The organism is Rhodococcus sp. 1168 (assembly GCF_002091955.1).
Classification (GTDB): domain Bacteria; phylum Actinomycetota; class Actinomycetes; order Mycobacteriales; family Mycobacteriaceae; genus Rhodococcoides.
The window spans coordinates 18107-38178 of the sequence record NZ_MKKY01000023.1 but is presented as its reverse complement, the minus strand read 5'-3'; the positions used below and the strand labels follow the sequence as shown (position 1 = coordinate 38178).

Annotated in this window: 23 protein-coding genes; 12 read left to right on the top strand and 11 right to left on the bottom strand. The window is 61.8% G+C overall.

All coding sequences use genetic code 11. The annotated features are described in order from the left end of the window. Positions 1–1181: acyl-CoA dehydrogenase family protein (locus tag BJI47_RS02220; RefSeq protein ID WP_088942188.1), on the bottom strand; the 1181-nt coding region annotated here is incomplete at its 3' end. 271 nt (positions 1182–1452) lie between these two features. Between BJI47_RS02220 and BJI47_RS02215 the strand changes: the two genes are divergently transcribed. The 5 genes from BJI47_RS02215 to BJI47_RS02195 all read left to right on the top strand — a co-directional run bounded on the left by BJI47_RS02215 (position 1453) and on the right by BJI47_RS02195 (position 6214). Beyond that, positions 1453–2040, top strand: coding sequence for a DUF6611 family protein (locus BJI47_RS02215; RefSeq protein ID WP_125458634.1), 588 nt, complete (start codon positions 1453–1455; stop codon positions 2038–2040). Positions 2041–2088: 48 nt separating this feature from the next. Next, a complete protein-coding gene (locus tag BJI47_RS02210) occupies positions 2089–2688 on the top strand; it encodes a TetR/AcrR family transcriptional regulator (protein WP_088942186.1) in 600 nt (199 codons plus the stop codon). 63 nt (positions 2689–2751) lie between these two features. Beyond that, the gene (locus tag BJI47_RS02205; protein WP_088942185.1) at positions 2752–4275 is read left to right on the top strand and encodes an acetyl-CoA acetyltransferase; all 1524 of its coding nucleotides are present in this window, start codon (positions 2752–2754) and stop codon (positions 4273–4275) included. Next, a complete protein-coding gene (locus BJI47_RS02200) occupies positions 4272–5063 on the top strand; it encodes an enoyl-CoA hydratase-related protein (RefSeq protein WP_088942184.1) in 792 nt (263 codons plus the stop codon). The genes BJI47_RS02205 and BJI47_RS02200 overlap by 4 nt, the downstream gene beginning before the upstream one ends. Next, positions 5060–6214, top strand: coding sequence for an acyl-CoA dehydrogenase family protein (locus BJI47_RS02195; RefSeq protein WP_088942183.1), 1155 nt, complete (start codon positions 5060–5062; stop codon positions 6212–6214). Before BJI47_RS02200 ends, BJI47_RS02195 begins: the two co-directional genes overlap by 4 nt. 1 nt (position 6215) lies before the next feature. Here BJI47_RS02195 and BJI47_RS02190 read toward each other — a convergent pair whose 3' ends face one another. Together BJI47_RS02190 and BJI47_RS02185 are read right to left on the bottom strand one after the other, a co-directional pair. Further along, positions 6216–7583 carry a cytochrome P450 gene (locus tag BJI47_RS02190; protein WP_088942182.1) on the bottom strand — a complete coding sequence of 456 codons (1368 nt, stop codon included), beginning with the start codon at positions 7581–7583 and terminating at the stop codon, positions 6216–6218. Between the two features lie 94 nt (positions 7584–7677). Beyond that, complete coding sequence (locus BJI47_RS02185) at positions 7678–8934, bottom strand: CdaR family transcriptional regulator (RefSeq protein WP_088942193.1); 1257 nt, start codon at positions 8932–8934, stop codon at positions 7678–7680. Positions 8935–9066: 132 nt separating this feature from the next. Between BJI47_RS02185 and BJI47_RS02180 the strand changes: the two genes are divergently transcribed. The 3 genes from BJI47_RS02180 to BJI47_RS02170 all read left to right on the top strand — a co-directional run bounded on the left by BJI47_RS02180 (position 9067) and on the right by BJI47_RS02170 (position 13319). Next, positions 9067–10620, top strand: coding sequence for an aldehyde dehydrogenase family protein (locus tag BJI47_RS02180; RefSeq protein ID WP_088942192.1), 1554 nt, complete (start codon positions 9067–9069; stop codon positions 10618–10620). Between the two features lie 20 nt (positions 10621–10640). Further along, positions 10641–11468, top strand: a complete 828-nt coding sequence (locus BJI47_RS02175) for an SDR family oxidoreductase (RefSeq protein ID WP_088942181.1) — start codon at positions 10641–10643, stop codon at positions 11466–11468. Positions 11469–11531: 63 nt separating this feature from the next. Then, entirely contained in the window at positions 11532–13319 is a 1788-nt protein-coding gene (locus BJI47_RS02170) for a long-chain fatty acid--CoA ligase (RefSeq protein ID WP_088942180.1), read from the top strand. A 175-nt stretch (positions 13320–13494) separates the two neighbouring features. Here BJI47_RS02170 and BJI47_RS02165 read toward each other — a convergent pair whose 3' ends face one another. The 7 genes from BJI47_RS02165 to BJI47_RS02140 all read right to left on the bottom strand — a co-directional run bounded on the left by BJI47_RS02165 (position 13495) and on the right by BJI47_RS02140 (position 16358). Further along, positions 13495–13791 carry a lipopolysaccharide assembly protein LapA domain-containing protein gene (locus BJI47_RS02165; protein ID WP_088942179.1) on the bottom strand — a complete coding sequence of 99 codons (297 nt, stop codon included), beginning with the start codon at positions 13789–13791 and terminating at the stop codon, positions 13495–13497. A 111-nt stretch (positions 13792–13902) separates the two neighbouring features. Further along, positions 13903–14277: a hypothetical protein gene (locus tag BJI47_RS02160; RefSeq protein ID WP_088942178.1), complete on the bottom strand. Its 375-nt coding sequence runs from the start codon at positions 14275–14277 to the stop codon at positions 13903–13905. Positions 14278–14325: 48 nt separating this feature from the next. Next, positions 14326–14535 carry a DUF2945 domain-containing protein gene (locus BJI47_RS02155; RefSeq protein WP_088942177.1) on the bottom strand — a complete coding sequence of 70 codons (210 nt, stop codon included), beginning with the start codon at positions 14533–14535 and terminating at the stop codon, positions 14326–14328. A 113-nt stretch (positions 14536–14648) separates the two neighbouring features. Next, positions 14649–14825 (bottom strand): hypothetical protein, encoded by a 177-nt coding sequence (locus tag BJI47_RS23980; protein WP_176224633.1) that lies wholly within the window; start codon positions 14823–14825, stop codon positions 14649–14651. Between the two features lie 45 nt (positions 14826–14870). Then, complete coding sequence (locus BJI47_RS02150) at positions 14871–15311, bottom strand: Hsp20/alpha crystallin family protein (RefSeq protein WP_088942176.1); 441 nt, start codon at positions 15309–15311, stop codon at positions 14871–14873. A gap of 204 nt (positions 15312–15515) precedes the next feature. Further along, positions 15516–15860, bottom strand: coding sequence for a hypothetical protein (locus tag BJI47_RS02145; RefSeq protein WP_139804841.1), 345 nt, complete (start codon positions 15858–15860; stop codon positions 15516–15518). Between the two features lie 78 nt (positions 15861–15938). After that, positions 15939–16358: a Mur ligase family protein gene (locus tag BJI47_RS02140; protein ID WP_125458632.1), complete on the bottom strand. Its 420-nt coding sequence runs from the start codon at positions 16356–16358 to the stop codon at positions 15939–15941. A gap of 256 nt (positions 16359–16614) precedes the next feature. On the opposite strand from BJI47_RS02140, the gene BJI47_RS02135 reads away from it, so the two are divergent. Further along, complete coding sequence (locus tag BJI47_RS02135) at positions 16615–16803, top strand: hypothetical protein (protein ID WP_088942173.1); 189 nt, start codon at positions 16615–16617, stop codon at positions 16801–16803. 190 nt (positions 16804–16993) lie between these two features. On the opposite strand, the gene BJI47_RS02130 is transcribed toward BJI47_RS02135, so the two are convergent. After that, positions 16994–17482 (bottom strand): MarR family winged helix-turn-helix transcriptional regulator, encoded by a 489-nt coding sequence (locus BJI47_RS02130; protein WP_088942172.1) that lies wholly within the window; start codon positions 17480–17482, stop codon positions 16994–16996. A 135-nt stretch (positions 17483–17617) separates the two neighbouring features. Between BJI47_RS02130 and BJI47_RS02125 the strand changes: the two genes are divergently transcribed. The 3 genes from BJI47_RS02125 (at position 17618) to BJI47_RS02120 (ending at position 20027) form a co-directional block, all read left to right on the top strand. Next, positions 17618–18553: an NADP-dependent oxidoreductase gene (locus tag BJI47_RS02125; RefSeq protein WP_088942171.1), complete on the top strand. Its 936-nt coding sequence runs from the start codon at positions 17618–17620 to the stop codon at positions 18551–18553. Between the two features lie 37 nt (positions 18554–18590). After that, complete coding sequence (locus BJI47_RS23975) at positions 18591–18740, top strand: hypothetical protein (protein WP_176224632.1); 150 nt, start codon at positions 18591–18593, stop codon at positions 18738–18740. 126 nt (positions 18741–18866) lie between these two features. After that, a complete protein-coding gene (locus BJI47_RS02120; protein ID WP_088942170.1) occupies positions 18867–20027 on the top strand; it encodes an acyl-CoA dehydrogenase family protein in 1161 nt (386 codons plus the stop codon). Positions 20028–20072 lie beyond the last annotated feature (45 nt).

Sequence of the window (20072 nt, the reverse complement as noted above, 5' to 3'; positions counted from 1 at the left end):
GCGGCGCCGACAACTCGCTTTGCGATGGCCCAGCGATGGACCTCGGACGGGCCGTCGTACACCCTGAAAGGGCGGATTTCACGCGAGAGTCGCGCGAGGGGAAGGTCGTCGGAAACCCCGAGGCCCCCGCACATTTGGATACTGCGGTCGACGATCCGGAAGACGGCTTCGGCTGCAAATGTCTTCGCGATCGACGTCTCGTTACTTGCCGTCGAGCCCTGATCGAGCGCAAAGCAGGCCTGGACCAGCAGCGCTCGCGTCGCGGCAATGTCGATTTCGTTGTCGGCGACCATCTTCTGAATCATGCCCAGATCGCCGAGGACAGAGCCGAACCCTTCACGCTGCGCAACTTGCGCGACAGCGACGTCGTGTCCGCGTCTGGCTGCACCGAGCCAGCGCATGACGTGTGTCATGCGGGCAGGTCCGAGACGCACCTGCGCGTAGCTGAATCCTTCGTCGACGGCACCGAGCACGTTCTCGTCGGGGACGAAGACATTGTCGAAGAAGACCTCGCAGTGGCCACCGATCGTCGCTTGGTCGAGAGTGCCGATGTGGCGGCCGACCTTGATACCTTCGGTGTCGGCGGGCGCGAGGAACATCGTCGCTCCTCCGCGGTCACCGGGCTTGCCTGCGGTGCGGGCCATGATGATGAAAAATCCTGCGCCATCGGCGCCGGTGATGAACCATTTATGCCCGTCGACGCGCCAACCGCCCTCGACCTTGATTCCGGTGGACCGCAACGCCGAGGGGTCCGAGCCTGCACCCGGTGCGGGTTCGGTCATCGCGAATGCCGATCGGACATCGCCTGCTGCCAGCGGTGCCAGGAACTGTTCCTTCTGTGCGCCGGAGGCAATATGCGCCAACATGTGCACGTTTCCCTCGTCGGGCGCACCGATGTTGAGCGCGGCAGGCCCGAAGAGCGAGTATCCGCCCTCTTCGAACAGGGGTGCGCGGTCGCTCATGTTCAGGCCTGCGCCGCCGTACTCGACGGGTGCGTGGGGCGCGAACACGCCCGCCTTCTTCGCCGCCTGTTGCAGCGAAATCCGCAGCTCATCGCCACCTGCGTCGGTAAAATTTCCGAGGAATTCGTCTTCGATCGGGAGGACCTCTTCCCGTATGAAAGTCCGCGTTTTGCCGATCAGCGCCTGGACGTGGGGTGAGTAGGTCAGATCGACAGCCACAGACATGCTCCTCGAAATCTCAGACCGAGCGATCGCTCGGTCGGTAATATGGAACAGACTCGCATGGACATGCCCCTTCGTCAAGAGGCGTGCACACTCCAGACGAGGGCCGCCTCAAACCGAACTTTGATTCATCCACATCGGCAAACCAGTCGGACTCGAGCACACAATCCGGACTGTGCGTCACGGAATCATCAAGATTTTCAGCATGGGCATACAGGTGTCGTATCTTTCCGCCCAACGGTCCTGTCGGTGTCGTAGACCTGACCCAATGGATGAAGAACCCGTCACGCGAGGGTCGGCAGCGGGACACCCCCACCGCCGTCCCGAAGCGGCACCGTCGGCGACACCCAGTTCTGCCCGTCGCCTCTGGCGCCACCTTCTCGACGGCGAAAGAACCTGGGGCTCGGTGGACACCTGGCACTCCCGCCACGGCATGACCCGCCACCGACTCGTCGTTTTTCCTCCGGGCACCAACCTTGCCGAGCGTAGACGCCTGCGCCTATGGCGAGGGTGGCCCTTGTGGGGTGCGATGTTGTGGATCGTCAGCGAGGTGGTGCTGAGCAATCAACTCGCTCCGATTCCGGCAGTCGCCGCGTCGACGACCGTCTACCTGCTCAGCGGGTACTTCGCATTCGTGATGGCGGGCACCACGCGAACGCACGTTCGGATAGAGGTAGCGATCACGATGACCGATCTACCCGACCTCGACTCCCTGGCTCGCCGCGAGGACATCGGCCGACACGCGAAACTCCTCGTAGAGGCCGACAACCGGTTTGCAACACAGCACATCACCGCAGCCGAGCACGAATTGATCTGGAGCGAGGTCTACCGGCAACTGTCGGCAGGCAAGTACTGAACGTTCGATGCGAGCGAAACGATCGTCCGCAGGTGCAACAATTGGTGAATGTCTCAGGAGCGTCGGCGCGGGCCCGGTAGACCTCGGGATGCGGACATGGAGGTTCGCGTCTACGACGCGGTGCTCGAAGTGTATTGGGAAACCAGTTGGCGCGGATTCACTTTCGACGCGGTTGCACGCAAGGCGAAGGTGGGTCGGGCCGCGCTGTATCGGCGTTGGGACAGCAAGGAAGATCTGTTGGTACAAGCACTCGAGGCTCGATCCCCGCTGTCGACGCCGATCGATACCGGCAATGTTCGCGGCGACCTCATCGAACTTTCCGAGCAACTGACGCACGGCTATGCCGAACTGTCCGGCTTGGTGTCGCTTCGGGTGACTCTCGATGCGATGGTCAACCCTGACCTCCTGTCTCATCTCACCGACACGCTCAACCAGAGCCGCTTCGTCACCACACGGCAGATCGTTCAGCGCGCAGTGACGCGAGGGGAATTGCCAAGCGAGACTTCGACGACGCTACTGCTCGAACTCGTGACCGGCGCCGTACTCACACGTGCGCTGTTCGCGCAGGCACGTGCGGACGCGGGAATGCCGGATTCGCTAAAACACTCGACGCTGATCGTCGATACCGTGCTGCGCTCGCTGACCTGACCGAAGCCCTACGCACGTCCCTCCACATTGCGGACAAATACTGTCTGTATTACCGTGGCACTTATGACAGACCCCACGACAGTGCCGGTGATCATCGGCGTTGCCGATATTCGCTCGGGGCGGGCTGGAGCACCCGCTTCGCCGCGGGATCCCCTGGATCTCATCTCCGAAGCAACGATCGCGGCCCTTGCCGACACCGGAATCGAGACCATCGGCTCCCGCGTGGACACGATCTACGCGGTGAAGACCGCGAGCTGGTCCTACGACGACCTACCTGGCCTGCTCGCGAAACGCATCGGCGCAGACAGCCCTCGAACCTGGACCAGTTCGATCGGCGGCCACTGGCCGACAGCCTTACTCGACCGCATCGGTTCCGAGATCGCCGACCGATCCTCATCGGTAATGCTCCTGGTAGGTGGTGAAGCCCAAGCATCACTGAATGCGCTGATGAAGCTCGGCGTCGATCCGACCACTCGGGGCTGGCTTGCTGAGCCCGGGGGTCCGCCCACCTTCACCTCGGACGACCTCGGCAGCCCCGAGATGCAGCACGCCGGGGTACTCGCGCCGACCCGTGTGTACCCACTGTTCGAGAACCGGTTCAGCTACGACATCGGCGACAGCCCCCAGCAGTCACGCGAATATTCGGCTCGGATGTATGCACAGTTCTCCGAACTTGCTGCCGCACACCCGTGCGCGTGGATGCCCACCGCGCGGACATCGGAGGACATCGCAACCAGCGGACCCAAGAACCGGTTGGTCAGCGACGCGTACCCACTGACGATGAATGCGATGCCGTTCGTCGATCAAGCTGCCGCAATCGTCGTATGTTCACTCGCCGCCGCCATCGAATTCGGTGTCGCGAAGGATCGCATCGTCTATCTGTGGGGCGGCGCGGGCGCAACCGAATCCGCGGACGTCCTAGCGCGCAAGGACTTCGGTCAATCGGTAGCCCTGACATCCGCCGTCGACCGCATCCTGAAGCAAGCCGAGGTGACGGGTGGTGATTTAGGAATAATCGACGCCTACAGTTGCTTCCCCGTGGTGCCGAAGCTGCTGATCCAGACTCTGGGTCTTCCGCACTCGACCGTGCCCAGCGTCCTGGGCGGTCACTCCTTCTTCGGTGGACCGCTCAACAGCTACACCCTCCACGCGATCGCCGAGGTCACCCGGCTGTTGCGCAGCAACGACGTCGACGCACCGGCGCTGGTCCATGCGAACGGTGGCTATCTCACCCATCAGCACACCGTGCTGTTGTCACGCAATCCTCATCGCAACGGGTACATCGGCGATCCGAATTCTCACGAGATACCTGCAACCGGTCCGCCCATGCTGCACGGCTACGTTGGCGATGCCGATATCGTCACCGCAACAATCGATTTCGAGCGGGACGGAAGCACCAGATCTGCATTGATCATCGCAGTGACCGACGATGGATCACGGGTCGCAGGCCACACCGACTCGAACGACGCCGCAGCACTGCTGCGCTACACGCAAGGCGGCGCTCGGTCGCTCGTCGGCGCGCGAATATCCATCACCGACCACGACGGCCGGGTCGCGGTCTCGTTCAAAGAAGAGGTACAGCCATGACCGAAGTCGTACTCACCGAAACACGTGGCCACACACTGCTTGTGACCATCAATCGACCGGCCGCCGCCAACAGTATCAACGCCGATGTGCACCGCGGTCTCGGTGAAGCGTGGGAACTGGCACAAGACACCGATGAGATCCGAGTGGTGGTGCTGACCGGGGCTGGAGAGGCAACGTTCTGCGCCGGCGCAGATCTCAAGGCCCTCGGCACCTCCGGACCGGACGGGGTGACGCCGCCCGAAACCGCACATTGGGGTTTCGCCGGAGTTGTCAAACACCACATCACGAAACCGATCATCGCTGCAGTCAACGGCAACGCACTCGGCGGCGGGACAGAACTAGCGCTCGCAAGCGATCTCGTTGTGGCAGCGGATACGTCGACCTTCGGGCTACCGGAAGTCAAACGCGGTTTGATCGCAGGTGCCGGCGGAGTGTTTCGACTCGTCACCGCCATCCCACGCGCGGTCGCGTTGGAACTGCTGCTCACCGGCAACGCACTGAGCGCCGAGGATGCGCTGCGTTGGGGCTTGGTCAATCGTGTGGTCCCGCAGGCCGAGGTACTGGCCACCGCTCTTGCACTCGCCGAGACCATTGCCGGCGGTGCGCCGTTGGCGGTGCAAGCCAGCAAGACCGTTGCCCGCGGAATCGTCGACGGGGCAGTCCCCAGTGAGGCAGAGGGCTGGGCCCTCACCGAACAGGCCTTGGCGCAGTTGAGTGCTTCGGCCGACACGATGGAAGGCATCATGGCTTTCCTGGAGAAGCGTGACCCGATCTGGAGTGGAAAATGACTGCTGCGCTACTGAATTCGTGGGACACCGACGACCGTAGGGCATTGCGCGATCTCACCCGACAGTTCACCACCAAGCACGTCCTTCCCGACCTCGCCGCTTGGGAGCGCAATGGCGAGGTTCCCCGCGAGCTACATCACACTGCGGCCACCTTGGGTCTCCTCGGGGCATCGACTCCCGAAAGTGTCGGCGGGTCGGGCGGTAATGCACTCGACATGCTGGCAATCCTCGAGGAGATCATCCTGTCCGGGGGCTCCTCGGGTCTGATATCGGCGCTGTTCAGTCACGGGATCGCAACCCCGCATATCGTGTCCTCGGGCAACGACGATCTCATCGACCGATTCGCAAGGCCCGCTCTGGAAGGACGGATGATCGGGGCGCTGGCAATCACCGAACCGGGTGGCGGATCCGACGTCGCGAACATCTCCACCACTGCCACCCGCGATGGCGACTCCTACGTCATCAACGGCTCCAAGCTCTACATCACCTCCGGTACTCGTGCAGACTTCGTCACCACCGCTGTGCGGACCGGCGATCGTGGACACGCCGGCATCTCCCTCATCGTGGTCCCCACCACCGCAACGGGATTCACCGTGTCTCGACGGCTGGAGAAGATGGGGTGGCTGTGTTCGGACACCGCCGAACTGTTCTACGACAACGTGCGCGTCCCGGCCCAGAACCTCATCGGCGAAGAGGGATCAGGTTTCGGACAGATCGCCCAGCAGTTCCAAGGTGAGCGACTGTCGTTGGCATTTCAGGCCGTCGCAACCGCCCGTCGATGCCTGAATTTGACCACGGAATGGGTGCGCTCACGCGAGACCTTCGGACGACCATTGTCCACCCGCCAGGTCGTACGCCATCGTATCGCCGAGCTGGCGACCGAAATCACTGCAGCCGAGGAGTTCTGCCGGTCGGTAGCAGTGCGGTGGGTCGACAACGGAGGCATGCTGGCCGAAACAGCGATGGCCAAGAACAACGCGGTCAAAGTGTGCGACCATGCCGTATACGAAGCAGTCCAACTGTTCGGCGGACTCGGTTGTATGCGCGAGTCAGAGGTCGAACGGCACTACCGCGATGCCCGGGTCCTGGGCATCGGTGGTGGAACTACCGAAATCATGAACGAGATCATCTGCAAGATGATCGGACTCTGAGTCACCGATCAGCTGTCAGTAGACGACGCAGATCGATCGGTTGGCCGTCGGAGGGGAAAGGCAGCGAGGTGAAGTCGAGTGGTGCAACGTAATCCGCGTCGACGTGCCAGTCGAATCGGAGCAGCAGGTGATGCATGATCGTCTTGATCTCGGCACCGGCGAAAGACATACCGAGGCACTTGTGTACACCGCCGCCGAACGGCTCCCAGGCGTATCGGTGCACCTTGTCTTCACGTCTGTCGTCCGCGAAGCGCTCGGGATCGAACCGTTCGGGTTCGGGCCAGTATTGCGACATGTGATGGGTGAAGTGTGGGACCACCGCTGCGTAGCTTCCCGCAGGGACGAAATGCCCCTGAATTTCGGTGTCGTGCACTGCTCGGCGCGCCATCACCGGCACCGGTGAGACAAGCCGAAGGCATTCCTTCATGACCAGATCGAGGCTGCTCAGTTCATCGAGATCGCCATAGCTGGGCGCTGAGGTTCCCAACGCGAGCGACTCCATCCGGCATCTGTCCTGCCACTGTGGGTGCTGACCCAGGTACTGCATCATTGTGGAAATGGTGATCGTGGAGGTGTCGTGGGCGGCCATCAGAAGGAAGATCATGTGATCGATGACCTCGTCGTCGCTGAAGCGTTGACCGTCCTCCGACTCGATGTAGCAGAGCACGGAGAACAGATCATCCGTTTCGCGGGCTCGACGTGCCGGTAGGTAATGCCGGAAGAAGTCCTCGAGCACCCGACGGCCATCGAGCCCCCGCTTCCACCTCGTACCCGGGACCGGGTAGCGGACCACCGAGGTAGCCGCCTGCACACAATCGACGAAAGCTTCTTTGACCGAGGCTATCTCACTGGCGGTGGAGTCCTCCGCGCCGCCCATGAAGATTTCGGTGGCGAGATCGAGGGTGAGGGTTTTGAGGGCAGTGTAGGCACGGAATCCGGTTGCCGGAGCCCACGCGTCGAGCGCCGAGTCCAGCGCCGGGTTGAGCACGTCGACAGTTTTTTCGAGCCGCGATCGGGTGAACGCCTGCTGCATGATGCGACGATGCCGCAGATGTTCCTTGGAATCGAGCAGCATCAGGCCACCGTGAAAGAAGGGGCCGATCAGCACCGACCAACCGTCGCCATTTACGAATGCCCGGTCCTTGTTCTGCAGCACTTCCTGGCACGCATCCGGCCCGAGCACCGCAACCCAACGTCGCCCGACCATCGAGAACCAGGAGACCTCGCCGTAGCGGTCCCATTGCTTTTGCATCAATGCCAGTGGGTCGCGGATGTATTCGAACGAGTGCCCGACGCCGGGGATCCCGGATCGCCCCAAGATCGGGTGCATGTTCGAGCCAGCGGGTGGGGCGGCCAGGACCTTGGACATCACGAAACCTCGACTTCGTTCCTATCTGACAGCGCGTCCTGTCAGATAGGCTCACTCTGCGTTACCAAGGTCACATCTGTCAAGATCCGCTCCCCTATGCTCCGACGAGTCCGTTCGAATCGACCGGACCGTAGGCGTCGGCGTACTCGAGCGCGAGTTCCAACTTCAGCCGGTTCGGTCCGATTGGACGTCCGAGCAACTCCTCGGCGCGTTGAATGCGGTATCGCACGGTGTTCTTGTGGACGCCGAGAGCCCGCGCGGCCGCGTCCGGACTGCGATTCGCCGCCAAATAGCTGCGCAGCGTACGACGGAGCATCACCGAGGATGCATCGCTACCGTCGAGGCCGCGGAGTTCACGGGACACCATTGCCCTGGCCGCGCCAGTATTACCTTCGAGCAAGTGAAGAATCTCGATGTCGGCATAGCGCATCAGCAGGGAACGGTCCGGTCGAGACTCTGAGATATGCTGGGCAGCAATAGCTTCCGTGTGACTCTGACGAAATCCATGCATTCCGACGCCGGGATTACCGATTGCTACCCGAATACCGGTCGGAACGTCGTCGCCGATAGCCAGCGCCGTGAGATCTGGTTCGCAATCCGCAGACATCCATGCCCAGAGACCCCGCGATCCGGATGGCACCGTCAGCAGTTGCCGAGCCCCGATTGTTGCGGCGAGCGAACGGGCAGCGGAATCCAAGACCCCGATACCGTCTTCAGCAGGCTCGGGCTGCGAGTCTTCGAACCACAGCACAAGGGCAGTGTTATACCGGAGCAAAGGGTAGTCCAACCGATTCGACGCCGTCCCGACGTCCGCGATCTCACCCCGCATGATCGCCTGAACGGTTTCCGCCCGCCGGGCGAACGCGCCACTCAATCCCCGTTCCCTCTCTTGCCCGTAGGTGTCGGCGAGCACCTCCAGTGAGACGTTGAGCCAATGACTTGCCCGCTGCAGCAATCGAATCAGAACTTTCGGTTCCAGCACCGGGTCCGTGATGCGCTCACTCGCGGTCTCCGCCGCAAACTTCAGCAGCGCCTTCTGCCCGACGCGGTAGATCTGCATCAGCACCCTCAGATGCATACCCCGGCGAGCGATTGTGCGCGCAAGATCATGCGCCGCCGGCGGGGGCGCTACCTCCAAGGAATCACCGGTGAGCCACACCAGCAAGGCGCGTCCCTGCTCACGAGTACTGACGCCCAAATCTCTTCGAAGCTCTCGGTCCGCGGACACCTCGGGGACCTCGGCTTCGATCGCGGCGGCGAAGCGCACGACGAGGCTGTCCAGCGTTTCCGGCATCAGGGCCTCCGCTGCGAAGTCCCGGAGCCAAGCCAAGACAATGTCGTCAGCGGACACGGAAACACCCCTTCCATTTTGGATTTCGCACACAAATTGCATCGCTCCATTTAGCCAGATTGGCCAAGAATCGGTGTGACAATTGTGCGATCGTAATAGTTAATGTCTTACATCACAGAAGGCGGGGCTCGCATGACATCGGAGGCCACAGTGCACACGAACCATCCGAGCATCGACGTGCACTGCCCCGCAGACGGCCGGTTCGTCGCATCTGTCCCGGACAAGGGTGCCGCGGCGGTAACCGACACGGTCCGAGGATTGCGCACCCACCAATCCGAGTGGGAGGCGCTGGGGCCGGGAGGAAGATCCACGTGGCTACGGAAGCTGCGGGACTGGCTCCTCGACAATGAGCACCGCATCATCGACGTGCTGCAGTCCGAGACTGGTAAGCCACGCGCTGAAGCAGCCATCGAACCTGCGCTTGCATGCGATCTGATCAACTATTTCGCTGACAACGCCGGTAAGTTTCTCGCCGATGAGCGGGTAAAGCCGCACGGCCCTCTGTCGATGAGCAAACGACTGATCAAAACCTTCCGCCCGTATCAGGTAGTGGGTGTGATCACGCCCTGGAATTTCCCGCTCGCGATGCCTGCGATGGACATCATTCCGGCTCTGCTTGCTGGTGCAGCTGTGCTGCTCAAGCCATCCGAGGTAACGCCGCTGGCAGCCGTAGAACTGGCGCGAGGATGGTCGGAAATCGGCGCTCCCCCAGTATTTTCGGTAATCACCGGCCGTGGCGACACCGGCGCATCGGTCGTGGATTCAGTGGACTTCGTGCAGTTCACCGGGTCCACTGCAACCGGTCGAGCGATCGCGATACGGGCTGCCGAGCGACTGGTGCCCTGCAGCCTCGAACTCGGCGGCAAGGATCCTGCCATCGTGCTGGCGGATGCGGATCTGGACCGTGCAGCCGCCGGAATCGCTTGGGGCGGATTGTTCAACGCCGGACAGGTGTGCGTGTCGATCGAACGCGTCTACGTCGAAGCACCGGTCTACGACGACTTCGTCGCACGACTCGCGAAGCTCGTAGGTTCGCTGCGTCAAGGAGCCGACGACGACGGGTATGCAATCGACATCGGCTCCCTGGCGACCCCGGCCCAGCGCGACCTTGTCGCGCGGCACGTAGCCGACGCTGTGAAGGGCGGAGCCACTGCCCTGACCGGCGGCAAGGCTGGCAGCACCGGCACGTTCTTCGAGCCGACAGTCCTCGTCGACGTCGATCAATCGATGGCCTGCATCCGAGAAGAGACCTTCGGGCCGACGATCCCAGTCGTGAAGGTCGCCGATGCCGATGAAGCCGTGCGCTTGGCCAACGATTCCGAGTACGGACTGTCCGCAACCGTGTGGTGTGGGGACCGAGCCCGCGGCGAGGAGATCGCCCGCCGACTCGAGGCCGGCGCGGTGAACATCAACGACGCCTTCTCCAACCTGTTCGCGCTGGGACTACCACATGGGGGCTGGAAGCAATCCGGTCTCGGCGCACGGTTCGGTGGCGAGTACGGAATTCGGAAATACACTCGGCAGCAAGCGATCACAGTGCCACGCGGACCCAAGTTGAAGCGCGAATTGCTGTGGTACCCGTACTCGCCGATCCGCGGTCGACTCGTAGGCCGCGTCCTGCGCGCCCTCGTCGCGCGTGACCCACGCCGTCGCTTGTCGGTGACAAGCCGCTCGAAGTCCCTATAACGACCATAGAAGGACGGAACATGACCAATTCTCTACGTGGTCGCGTCATCGCGATCACCGGCGGTGCCCGAGGAATCGGATTCGCTACTGCCACGGCCCTGACCCAACTCGGCGCAAAAGTAGCGATCGGGGACATCGACGACGTCGAACTGAAAGAGTCCGCGACCGAACTCGACCTGCTCAGCTACAGCAAGCTCGACGTAACGGACTCCGAATCGTTCGAGGCCTTCCTCGACGACGTGGAAGCAAAGCTCGGACCTATCGACGTGCTCGTCAACAACGCCGGCATCATGCCTGCGGGCCGAATCGTGGACGAGCCCGACGCGGTCACTCGCCGGATCCTCGATATCAATGTCCTCGGCGTGATCACCGGTTCCAAACTGGCGGCTCGGCGAATGTTGCCGCGCGGCCGTGGCCACGTGATCAACATCGCCTCACTTGCAGGCGAGATTTACACACCGGGTCTGGCCACCTACTGCGCCAGCAAATATGCCGTCGTCGGCTTCACTGACGCGGCCCGGGTGGAGCACCGCGGCACCGGAATCGAGTTTTCCGCAGTGCTACCGTCTTTCGTCAACACCGAGCTCACTGCCGGCACCAAGGGGATTCCCGGACTCAAGAACGCCGAGCCGGAGGATATTGCACGCGCCATCGTCTCACTGATCGAAAACCCCAAACCGAAGGTGCGGGTGACCAAGCTCGTCGGTGCCCTCGCTGCAAGTCAAAAGTTCTTTCCGCGTCGGATCGGCGAAGCCCTCAACCGTGCGCTCCACACGGACAAGGTATTTCTCGACGACGTCGACATCACTGCTCGGCAGGCCTACGAGGAGCGGGCTCGTCACGGCTGAAAGTCCGCCCGAAACGCAGCTTCGTCGAAACAGCCAACAGTGCCCGTCCTTGGAGAGTCAATAGTGCGTGAGTTCTCAGTTCCTCAGTCGTTCTCGATTCCGGCCGACGTGTCGATGGCCGACTCCGTATTCCGTCATGCTGAGGAAGACCCCACATTCACACCGTTCAAGCGGCCATCGAACGGTGGATGGATCGACGTCACCGCAGCTCAATTCGCGAAGCAAGTGTCCGCAGTCGCAAAGGGCCTGATTGCGTCAGGGCTGGAGCTCGGCGACCGCGTCGCCATCCTCTCTTCGACCCGCTACGAGTGGGTCGTTTTCGACTACGCCATCTGGACTGCCGGCGGATGCACTGACTCGATTTACGAGACATCCTCACCCGATCAGGCACAGTGGATCCTCGAGGATTCCGCCACAACACTTCTCGTGGTCGAAACGACCGGGCACGCGGAAATCCACCAGGAAGTCACCGACGGCGCCGCCACTCTCCGCGAGGTTCTGGTCATCGAGTCGGGTGCGATCGACGAGCTTGCCAACCGCGGCTCCACAATCACCGACGAAGAACTGCACACTCGTCGTCACCAGGTCACTGCCACCTCACCCGCGACCCTGATCTATACCTCCGGCACAACGGGACGCCCCAAGGGTGTCCAGCTGACTCATGCCAACTTCTATGCGCAAGCGGCCGTTTGCCAGCTGGCACTACCGGATTCGATGATCCCGGGCAAAAGGACTCTGATGTTTCTGCCGCTCGCCCATGCGTTCGCGCGAGCGATCTCATTCGGCGCTTTCGAGTCGAAAGTAACCGTTGCCCACACTTCGGATTTGACGACGCTCCTCGACCAGTTCGCCGATTTCAAGCCCACCTTCATCCTCTCGGTGCCCCGGGTCTTCGAGAAGGTCTACAACTCGGCGCGCCAAAAGGCCGTGGACAACGGCAAGGCCGGCATCTTCGACAGAGCCACAGCAACGGCCATCGAATATAGCGAATCCCTCGAAAAGCGCGGCCCAGGAATAGCACTCAGAATCAAACACGCGATATTCGACAAGCTCGTCTATTCGAAGCTGCGCTCAGCTCTCGGTGGAGAGTGCAAGCAAGCATTCTCCGGTGGCGCCGCGCTCGGCGCACGCCTGGGTCACTACTTCCGTGGGGCCGGTATCCCGATCTATGAGGGATACGGACTCACCGAATCGAGCGCCGCCTTCGCGATCAACACCTCCAATGCGCAACGCATCGGCACGGTAGGCAAACCGGTCGACGGCCACACCGCGCGTATCGCCGACGATGGCGAACTTCTCCTTCGCGGTCCGGTCGTATTTGCCGGCTACTGGAAGAACGAGAAGGCAACTGCCGAATCGATAATCGACGGTTGGTTCCACACCGGCGACCTCGGCTCGATCGACAATGAGGGATTCGTCTCGATTACCGGTCGTAAGAAGGAAATCATCGTCACCGCGGGTGGCAAGAACGTCGCGCCGGCGGGCCTGGAAGATTCGATGCGCGCACACCCACTGATCAGCCAGTGCATCGTGGTCGGTGACGCTCAGCCGTTCATCGGCGCACTGATCACACTCGACCCGGAGACCTTGCCCGCTTGGGTCGAGCGGAACGGCCTTCCTCCCACCACGACAACCTCCGACCTGGTGACCAACGCCGATTTGATCGCTGAAATCGATACGGCCGTGGCAGAGGCGAACAAGAAAGTGTCCAACCCCGAAAAGATCAAGAAGTACACGATCCTCCAACGCGACTTCACCCAGGAGAGCGGCGAACTGACGCCGACACTCAAGCTCAAGCGCAACATAATCCACGAAGTTCACCGAGCCGACATCAGCGATCTGTATTCCTGACCCGTCGACTCTGCCCGCTGGGATCCGAATCGCACCGGCGGCCTTCTCACAGGCCGTATGCCTTGCATGACTCACCGGCCGCACTTCCTCTGTACGCAGTGTGGCGAATCAGAGCAGAAAACAGTCTCAGTATCCAGGCGTTGATAGCAGAACTTGCTTCCTAGCTGCGGCTGGTTCAGTGGCGATTGTGCACCCGGCGTCGTAGGCGCATAACACCACTACCGAGGACTGCGATCAGAAAGCCGACGATCGCGGCTAGAAGTAGTGACACACCCTGAGCGACATCGAGGTTCAATCCGAGAAATTCGACGTGGGCCTTTTCGGTGTTCTGCAATACGAATATCACCAACGCGATCACCAAAAATACAGCGGCAACTCCGGTGAGAATTCGCGTTACGCTAGGAGAGGAACGCGCCGCGGGTTGCGTAGAAGTTGTTGTGGTGGTCTCGGGTTGCTGAGGTCGATCGCTCATCGTGGCTCCTTGTCGAGGTGGCGACAGGTAGCTACCCGGCGCATGGCGAGGCGAAACCGACGCCTTCACTTGGATACCTTTCGGTCGGCCGCTTCGATTCGGCGTCGAGCGTTATCGACTCAACACGCTCAACGACATCGACATGTAGATGACCATCGAGGCCAACAAGGCCCATCCAGCTCCCTGCCAAATCGGCCAAGTGCCACCTTTTCGCCACACCCGGTATGTCTGAACGAACGCGAACAACCCGCCGAGCAGCAACAGAGCGGACGGAACAACGAGAAGAATCGTTCGCTCCGGCTCGGCGCACACCGCAAACGCTGCGTCGCGACACTGACCCGAGTGCGGCCCCCAGGCCGCCCACATGATGCATCCGACCATCACCACCAGCGCACTGACGATGACCGAGACGGTGAACAGGGCTGCACGGCGGACACCGCCAGACCCCCCAGGGTCATGCCATCGCTTTTCCACATCATCGGTCATACTTCCCAACCTAATCTCCCTGCTCGGTCGCGAGGTCGGGTTCGTGGATCAGATCTTCGTCAACGCGCTGCCCTTGTGCATCGCAACGTGGTCGGTCTTGTCACTCTTGATTTCATACTGAGGCTCGTCCGGGCTGCAGCGGCGCATATGCCCCTTGTAGTCGACGTCTTCGGTGTGGACTCGCGTGATCGTGCCTTGCACGTACCCTGCTTCGGAGTTCCAACGCACGTGGTCGCCTACCGAGAACTTGGTTGCCATAACTTCTACCCCTGCCGAATGGGTGGGCGTGCGCAACGGCATGGTCGGGTAACCATGCCGTGGCGCGCCCCCGCGATTTCGCTGACTACCTCGAAGTTACGCGGTCAGCCGAGTCATGCGACGACCATCGGCTCTCGGCTCGTCGTGCGCGGATATTCGTCGTCGTCGAGTGGTTCGTCTCGATGTTGTTCGATCACATCGATTGTCGAGCATTCCCGTACCCCTGGGTCGAGAATCGAGAGCCACCACTCGTCACGATCCGGAGTGTCCGGCCACAGTACTGTCTCCATCACAGATCACCTCGTTTCCGTAACAGGCTCGGTACTGAGTATCCCTCAGGTGGAGTGTGTTTCGATCGAACGCTGTGTTTCCCCGTGGGCGATGTCGATTTTGCGGGGCTTTGCACGTTCGGCGAGCGGAATCATCACCGACAGGACGCCGTTATCGTAGGTAGCCGAGATATTTTCGACGTCGATTCCCTCACCCAGGGAAACCTGACGGCGGAACGTGCCGGCAAACCGTTCGGAGGAAATCCATTGCACACCATCGGTTTCCGGTGCAGTTCGATGCGCGGTGAGAGTCAGTGTCCCGCGGTCCACATCGACATCGATCGAGCCAGGATCGACACCGGGTAGATCGGCGCTCAGAATGTAGCGATCGTCGACCTTGTACAGGTCCATGGGCATGAACCGCGGAACACGGCCCGAGCCACTCGATGCTCCGAGCATGTTCGCGGCGAGAGAATCGAAGTCACGAAAAGGATCGAAGCGCAGCACAGCAACCACCTCCTGAACTCGTGTCGCCCGCCCCTCTAGCGGGCGCTTCCTCACTGTGCACGGAACAATTTAGCACTCTCGACCGCCGAGTGCCAGACCCCATCGATAACTTTTCGAAAACATCGACAACTCAAACATGCTGCACGGCAGCACAGCCGAGAGTTCAGCGCGAGTAGTCGATCGAAGTCGACGAACCCCGAAAACCTACGACGGCATGACTTCCGTCGAGCAGGATTGCAGTGCATTCAGTAGTTCTTCGCGGTCGTCGAACGGTAAGACAGTGTCTCCGAATACTTGTTCGGGGTCGCATCCGCGCTCGGCCACGACGATCAGGTCACCGGGCCGCGCGTTGGCCACGGCCAGATCGAAAGCGCGTCGACGGTCGGGTTCGACGACGAATATCGGCTGCGTCTTCGGAGTGAGGGCTTTCGCCACTGCCGACCACCACGTCGGCCAGTTCGCCGAAGATCTCGGCTCGGATATCGGCGGCAGACCAAGTCCAGCAGGGTATCTCGACGAAAGCTGCGAGTCGACGGCCATACTCGTCATCGATCCCGATCGCCGCCGCAGCCGCTCGTTCCGGTGAGAGCAATTCCGATTCACCGCAAAGTACTTGTCCATGGAACCCTAGAAATCGAGGTGATCGGGAGAAAGATTGGTGAAGCCCACAGCTGCGAAACGGGTTCCGTCGATCCGGCGAGGTGCAACAGCGTGCGAGGACACTTCCATCACTGCGGCTGTTTCCCCTTCGTCGCGAAAACGTGCGAGCGCTTTCTTCAGCGGAACCGCCTCCGGCGTTGTCCGGGTCGCCGGGAAAACGCTACCCGGCCCGGAGATCGAGATCCCGGTGAGAGTGCCGCCTTTCTCACCTGCGGCAGTAAGGTCCGCGTCGAGCAGATAGGTCGTGCTCGTTTTGCCGTTGGTGCCGGTGACTCGCCGCGGGCACATGCTTGGGCTTCGAGATCGAGCCCGTGCGCATGCGCCGGGGAGCCCCAAATATAGATCTCCCGGTTCCACGGCACGTGAATCGCTGCAGACTCCGGTCATCGTCACTCCCTACCTACGCGATGATGTGGGCAAACAATGCAGAAGCAACGCGTCACGACTGTGTCCTTCGAATCCGCGCAAGACCGAATCTGCGGCACCGTGGAGTCCCAGATGCGGTGGTGTCCGACGCGCCAGTGGCGTAGGTTGGACTCATATCGTTTAAGCCGTCAGGCGTATTGACCGTGCAGGTACCGCAGTCAATCAGTAACTCGAATTCGCTGCGGCACTCTCGATTAACTGCAGCGGAGGGTCGTTGATGGAACCGATCGTGTGGCCGAGAACAGATTCGATGGACGACTGGTGGAAGGGCGTAATGGCCCACGAAGGCGTCGGACACGCTCCCACCCGCAGCTACCCGCCGGACCCGGACATCGACGACACGCGCCCTCCCCCGCCGGACCACATGATGGACAACGCCCACGCGAAACCTCGCCGAACGAGCTGACCGGCTTACTATGTCTGACCGGTGTCGCCCGCCTCGAACCTGCGCGAGCTGTCCGTGCCAGCTCCCCTGGTGGTACTACCGCGGTGACCGGTCTCGGGCTCTGGGAAGTGGACCTCCTACCCATTTTTTGTTCGAGGCGGCGCGTCATCGGACCGGAAACCACAGTGTGGGTAAGGCCCGACGACTGCAACTATCCAGTTTCAGCTTCATGACCATTCAGTTGCTGGCGCACCGTCGTCGCGATCAGGACGAGCGCGGCACCGAGATCACGCTGCTGTGCCCCGCTAAGAGGATCGAAGACCAGCTCTCGCACGCGTTCGACGTGGCCGGGCGCGCTCTCGACGACCTTCTGCAGTCCAGCATCGGTCAGCGTGGCAAGCGTGTAGCGTCCGTTGGCCGGGTCGGATCGGCGAGTGACCCAATGACGCTGCTCGAAACGGACCATCACCTTCGATAGTCGGGGTTGACTGCTGTTGCACTGCGCAGCCAAGTCGCTGAGTCTCATTGTCAGGTCATCGGCCATGGACAGCCGCGCAAGGACGCCGTACTCGAAGTTCGACGTCTCGGAGTCCCGCTCCAACTGACGATCGAGCAGCGTCGGCAGTGCGATGACGACGGTGAGTAGGTCCTGCCACATCGCTTGCTGGTCTTCGTCGAGCCATCGCGGCGGGGTTGTCATGACGTCGAAGCGTACATCGTTCGCTACTACTTGACTTGTCAAGGCAAGTCAGCCATCCTATTCAGACTTGCCTAGGCAAGTCCGCCGGTTTCGGCCGGGGCAGAGACCCAGCAACGACACACACGAGGAGAGTCCGTGAAAGCGATTCGCTACCACGAGTTCGGCGGCACCGAGGTTCTACGAGAAGAGGAGGTTGCACGCCCGGCCCCAGGTCCCGGCCAGGTGCTGATCAAAGTCGCGGCCACGTCGTTCAACCCAGTAGACGACCACATTCGCCTCGGGGTGCTTGCCGATGCCATTCCCACCCCGTTTCCGATCACGCCCGGTCTGGACGTTGCAGGCACGGTCATCGAGGTGGGCGCAGAGGTCAGCGGCCTGCAGGTCGGCGACCAAGTGGTCGGCATGTTCCCTCTGGACCAGCACGGTGGGGCGGCAGAGTACGCAGTGATCGCGGCCGATCTTCTCGCCACCGCACCCAGCGCTGGCGCCTTGATCGATGCCGCAGCTCTTCCGCTTGCCGGACTCGCCGCGCGCCAGGCCGTCGTCGAACTCGCCGACATTCAGAAAGGGCAGAGTGTGCTCGTCAACGGAGCTGGTGGCGCGGTGGGCAGCCTCGCTGTCCAGCTCGCGGTCGATGCAGGCGCTACCGTCACCGCAGTCGACGGACCGCAGCACGCCGATCGCCTCCGCGGTTACGGTGCCACGAAGGTTGTCGGCCCCTTGGATCTCGCTGATGGCCCTGCCGTGGTCGGCGGCCCTTTCGACGTGGTCGTCAATCACGTGCGTTTGGACGCGGACGGACTTGCGAAGCTGTCTTCGTACGTCGCCGACGGCGGGATTGCAGTCAGCTCCGCCGGAGCCATGCCCGCCGACGACGAACGGTCGGTGCGGACTGCGAGCGTGTGGGTGACGCCCAATGGCGCCCACCTGGCCGACCTGGTCTCCCGTCTCGACGACGGCCGACTCGAGCTGACCATTGTCGATCGACGGCCACTACAGCAGCTGAGGGCCGTCCACGAAGACGCCGCGAGCGGCAAGCTCGCGGGTAAAACCGTCATCACCGTCGACTAGACCACACGAAACCGATCATTGGATTCCGGGGCCTCCGGTGACGGTGCGCCTCGACGCCCAAACCGGCATCTGCGTCTACGTCGGCCCGGCTCCGGAAAATCCAAGGTACGAGTGCGATCTCGATCCGAAGATCGTCGCCGTCGACGCTCGAATGGACGACAGCCTGTTCGTCCGCGCAGGCCGCTAGCCCGTGCGGATCCCCCGCGGGAGGAACGTATCGGTCGACGTCGGCACCGCCTTGACATCACTGGGCAACACGAGCAAGGTAATTGGCATAGCGCCAACAAGCTTGTTTGCCGACCAAGGAATGCCCATGACTGCACTCGCCGACCGCACCAGCAGCGAACTCGCCACCGAACTCGCTGACGTGCGACAGCTTGCTCGAGGATTCTTCGAGAAAGAGGTCGTACCGCACCGAGAAGAATTTGCTGCCGCAGGCCGCCCGAGCCGCGAGGTATACAGTGCCGCCGGGCAACTCGGCTTGCTCGGCATGTCGATCCCGGAGATATACGGCGGTGGCGGTGGCGATTTCCGTCACGAGGCGGTGCTGTTCGAGGAACAGGTTCGCGCCGGCGACTCGGCCATGCAGTTGGGCGTGCACAGCGGCATCGTCCCGCACTACATCCTTGCGTACGCATCCGAGGAGAATCGGCAACGGTGGTTGCCTAAGCTGTGCTCCGGTGACTGGATCGGCGCGATCGCGATGACCGAGCCGGGAACCGGCTCCGATCTCCAAGGAATCGCCACCCGAGCAGTTCGCGACGGCGACGACTACGTGGTGACCGGCGCAAAGACCTTCATTTCCAACGGAGCCCACTGCGATCTGCTCATCTTGGCGGTGAAGACGGATCCGTCCGCCGGCGCGCGCGGATTATCATTGCTCGTCGCCGAGGTATCCGACGACACCCCGGGATTCTTTCGTGGACGAGTACTGCACAAGATCGGCCAGAAGGGGCAGGACACCGCCGAGCTGTCGTTCGACGGCATGCGCGTTCCGGCCGCGAACATACTGGGTGAATCGGAGGGCCGCGGCTTCGCTCAGTTGATGCAGCAGCTCCCCCAGGAGCGTCTGATCTGTGGGATAGCTGCAGCCGCGATGATCGAGACTGCAGTGCAACAGACAGTCGAATATACCAAGTCCCGCAACGCTTTCGGAAAAACTTTGTTCGATCTGCAAAACACGAAGTTCGAACTCGCGGAATGCGCAACTATCGGACGAGTGGTGCGTACGTTCGTCGACGACGCCGTCGCAAAGCACCTCGTATCCGAGCTCGACGTCACCACTGCCGCAATGGTCAAGTACTGGACCACGGACCGTCAGTTCGAGGTGGTCGACAGGTGCCTGCAGCTCTTCGGAGGATACGGCTACATGGAGGAATACCCCATCGCCCGAATGTTCGTCGACGGCCGCATAGCCCGCATCTACGCCGGTGCCAACGAAGTTATGAAAGACCTCATTTCCCGCTCGCTCTAGTTCGACCTGTGCGACGGAGTCCCCTTGGTCGCCGACAACCACCAT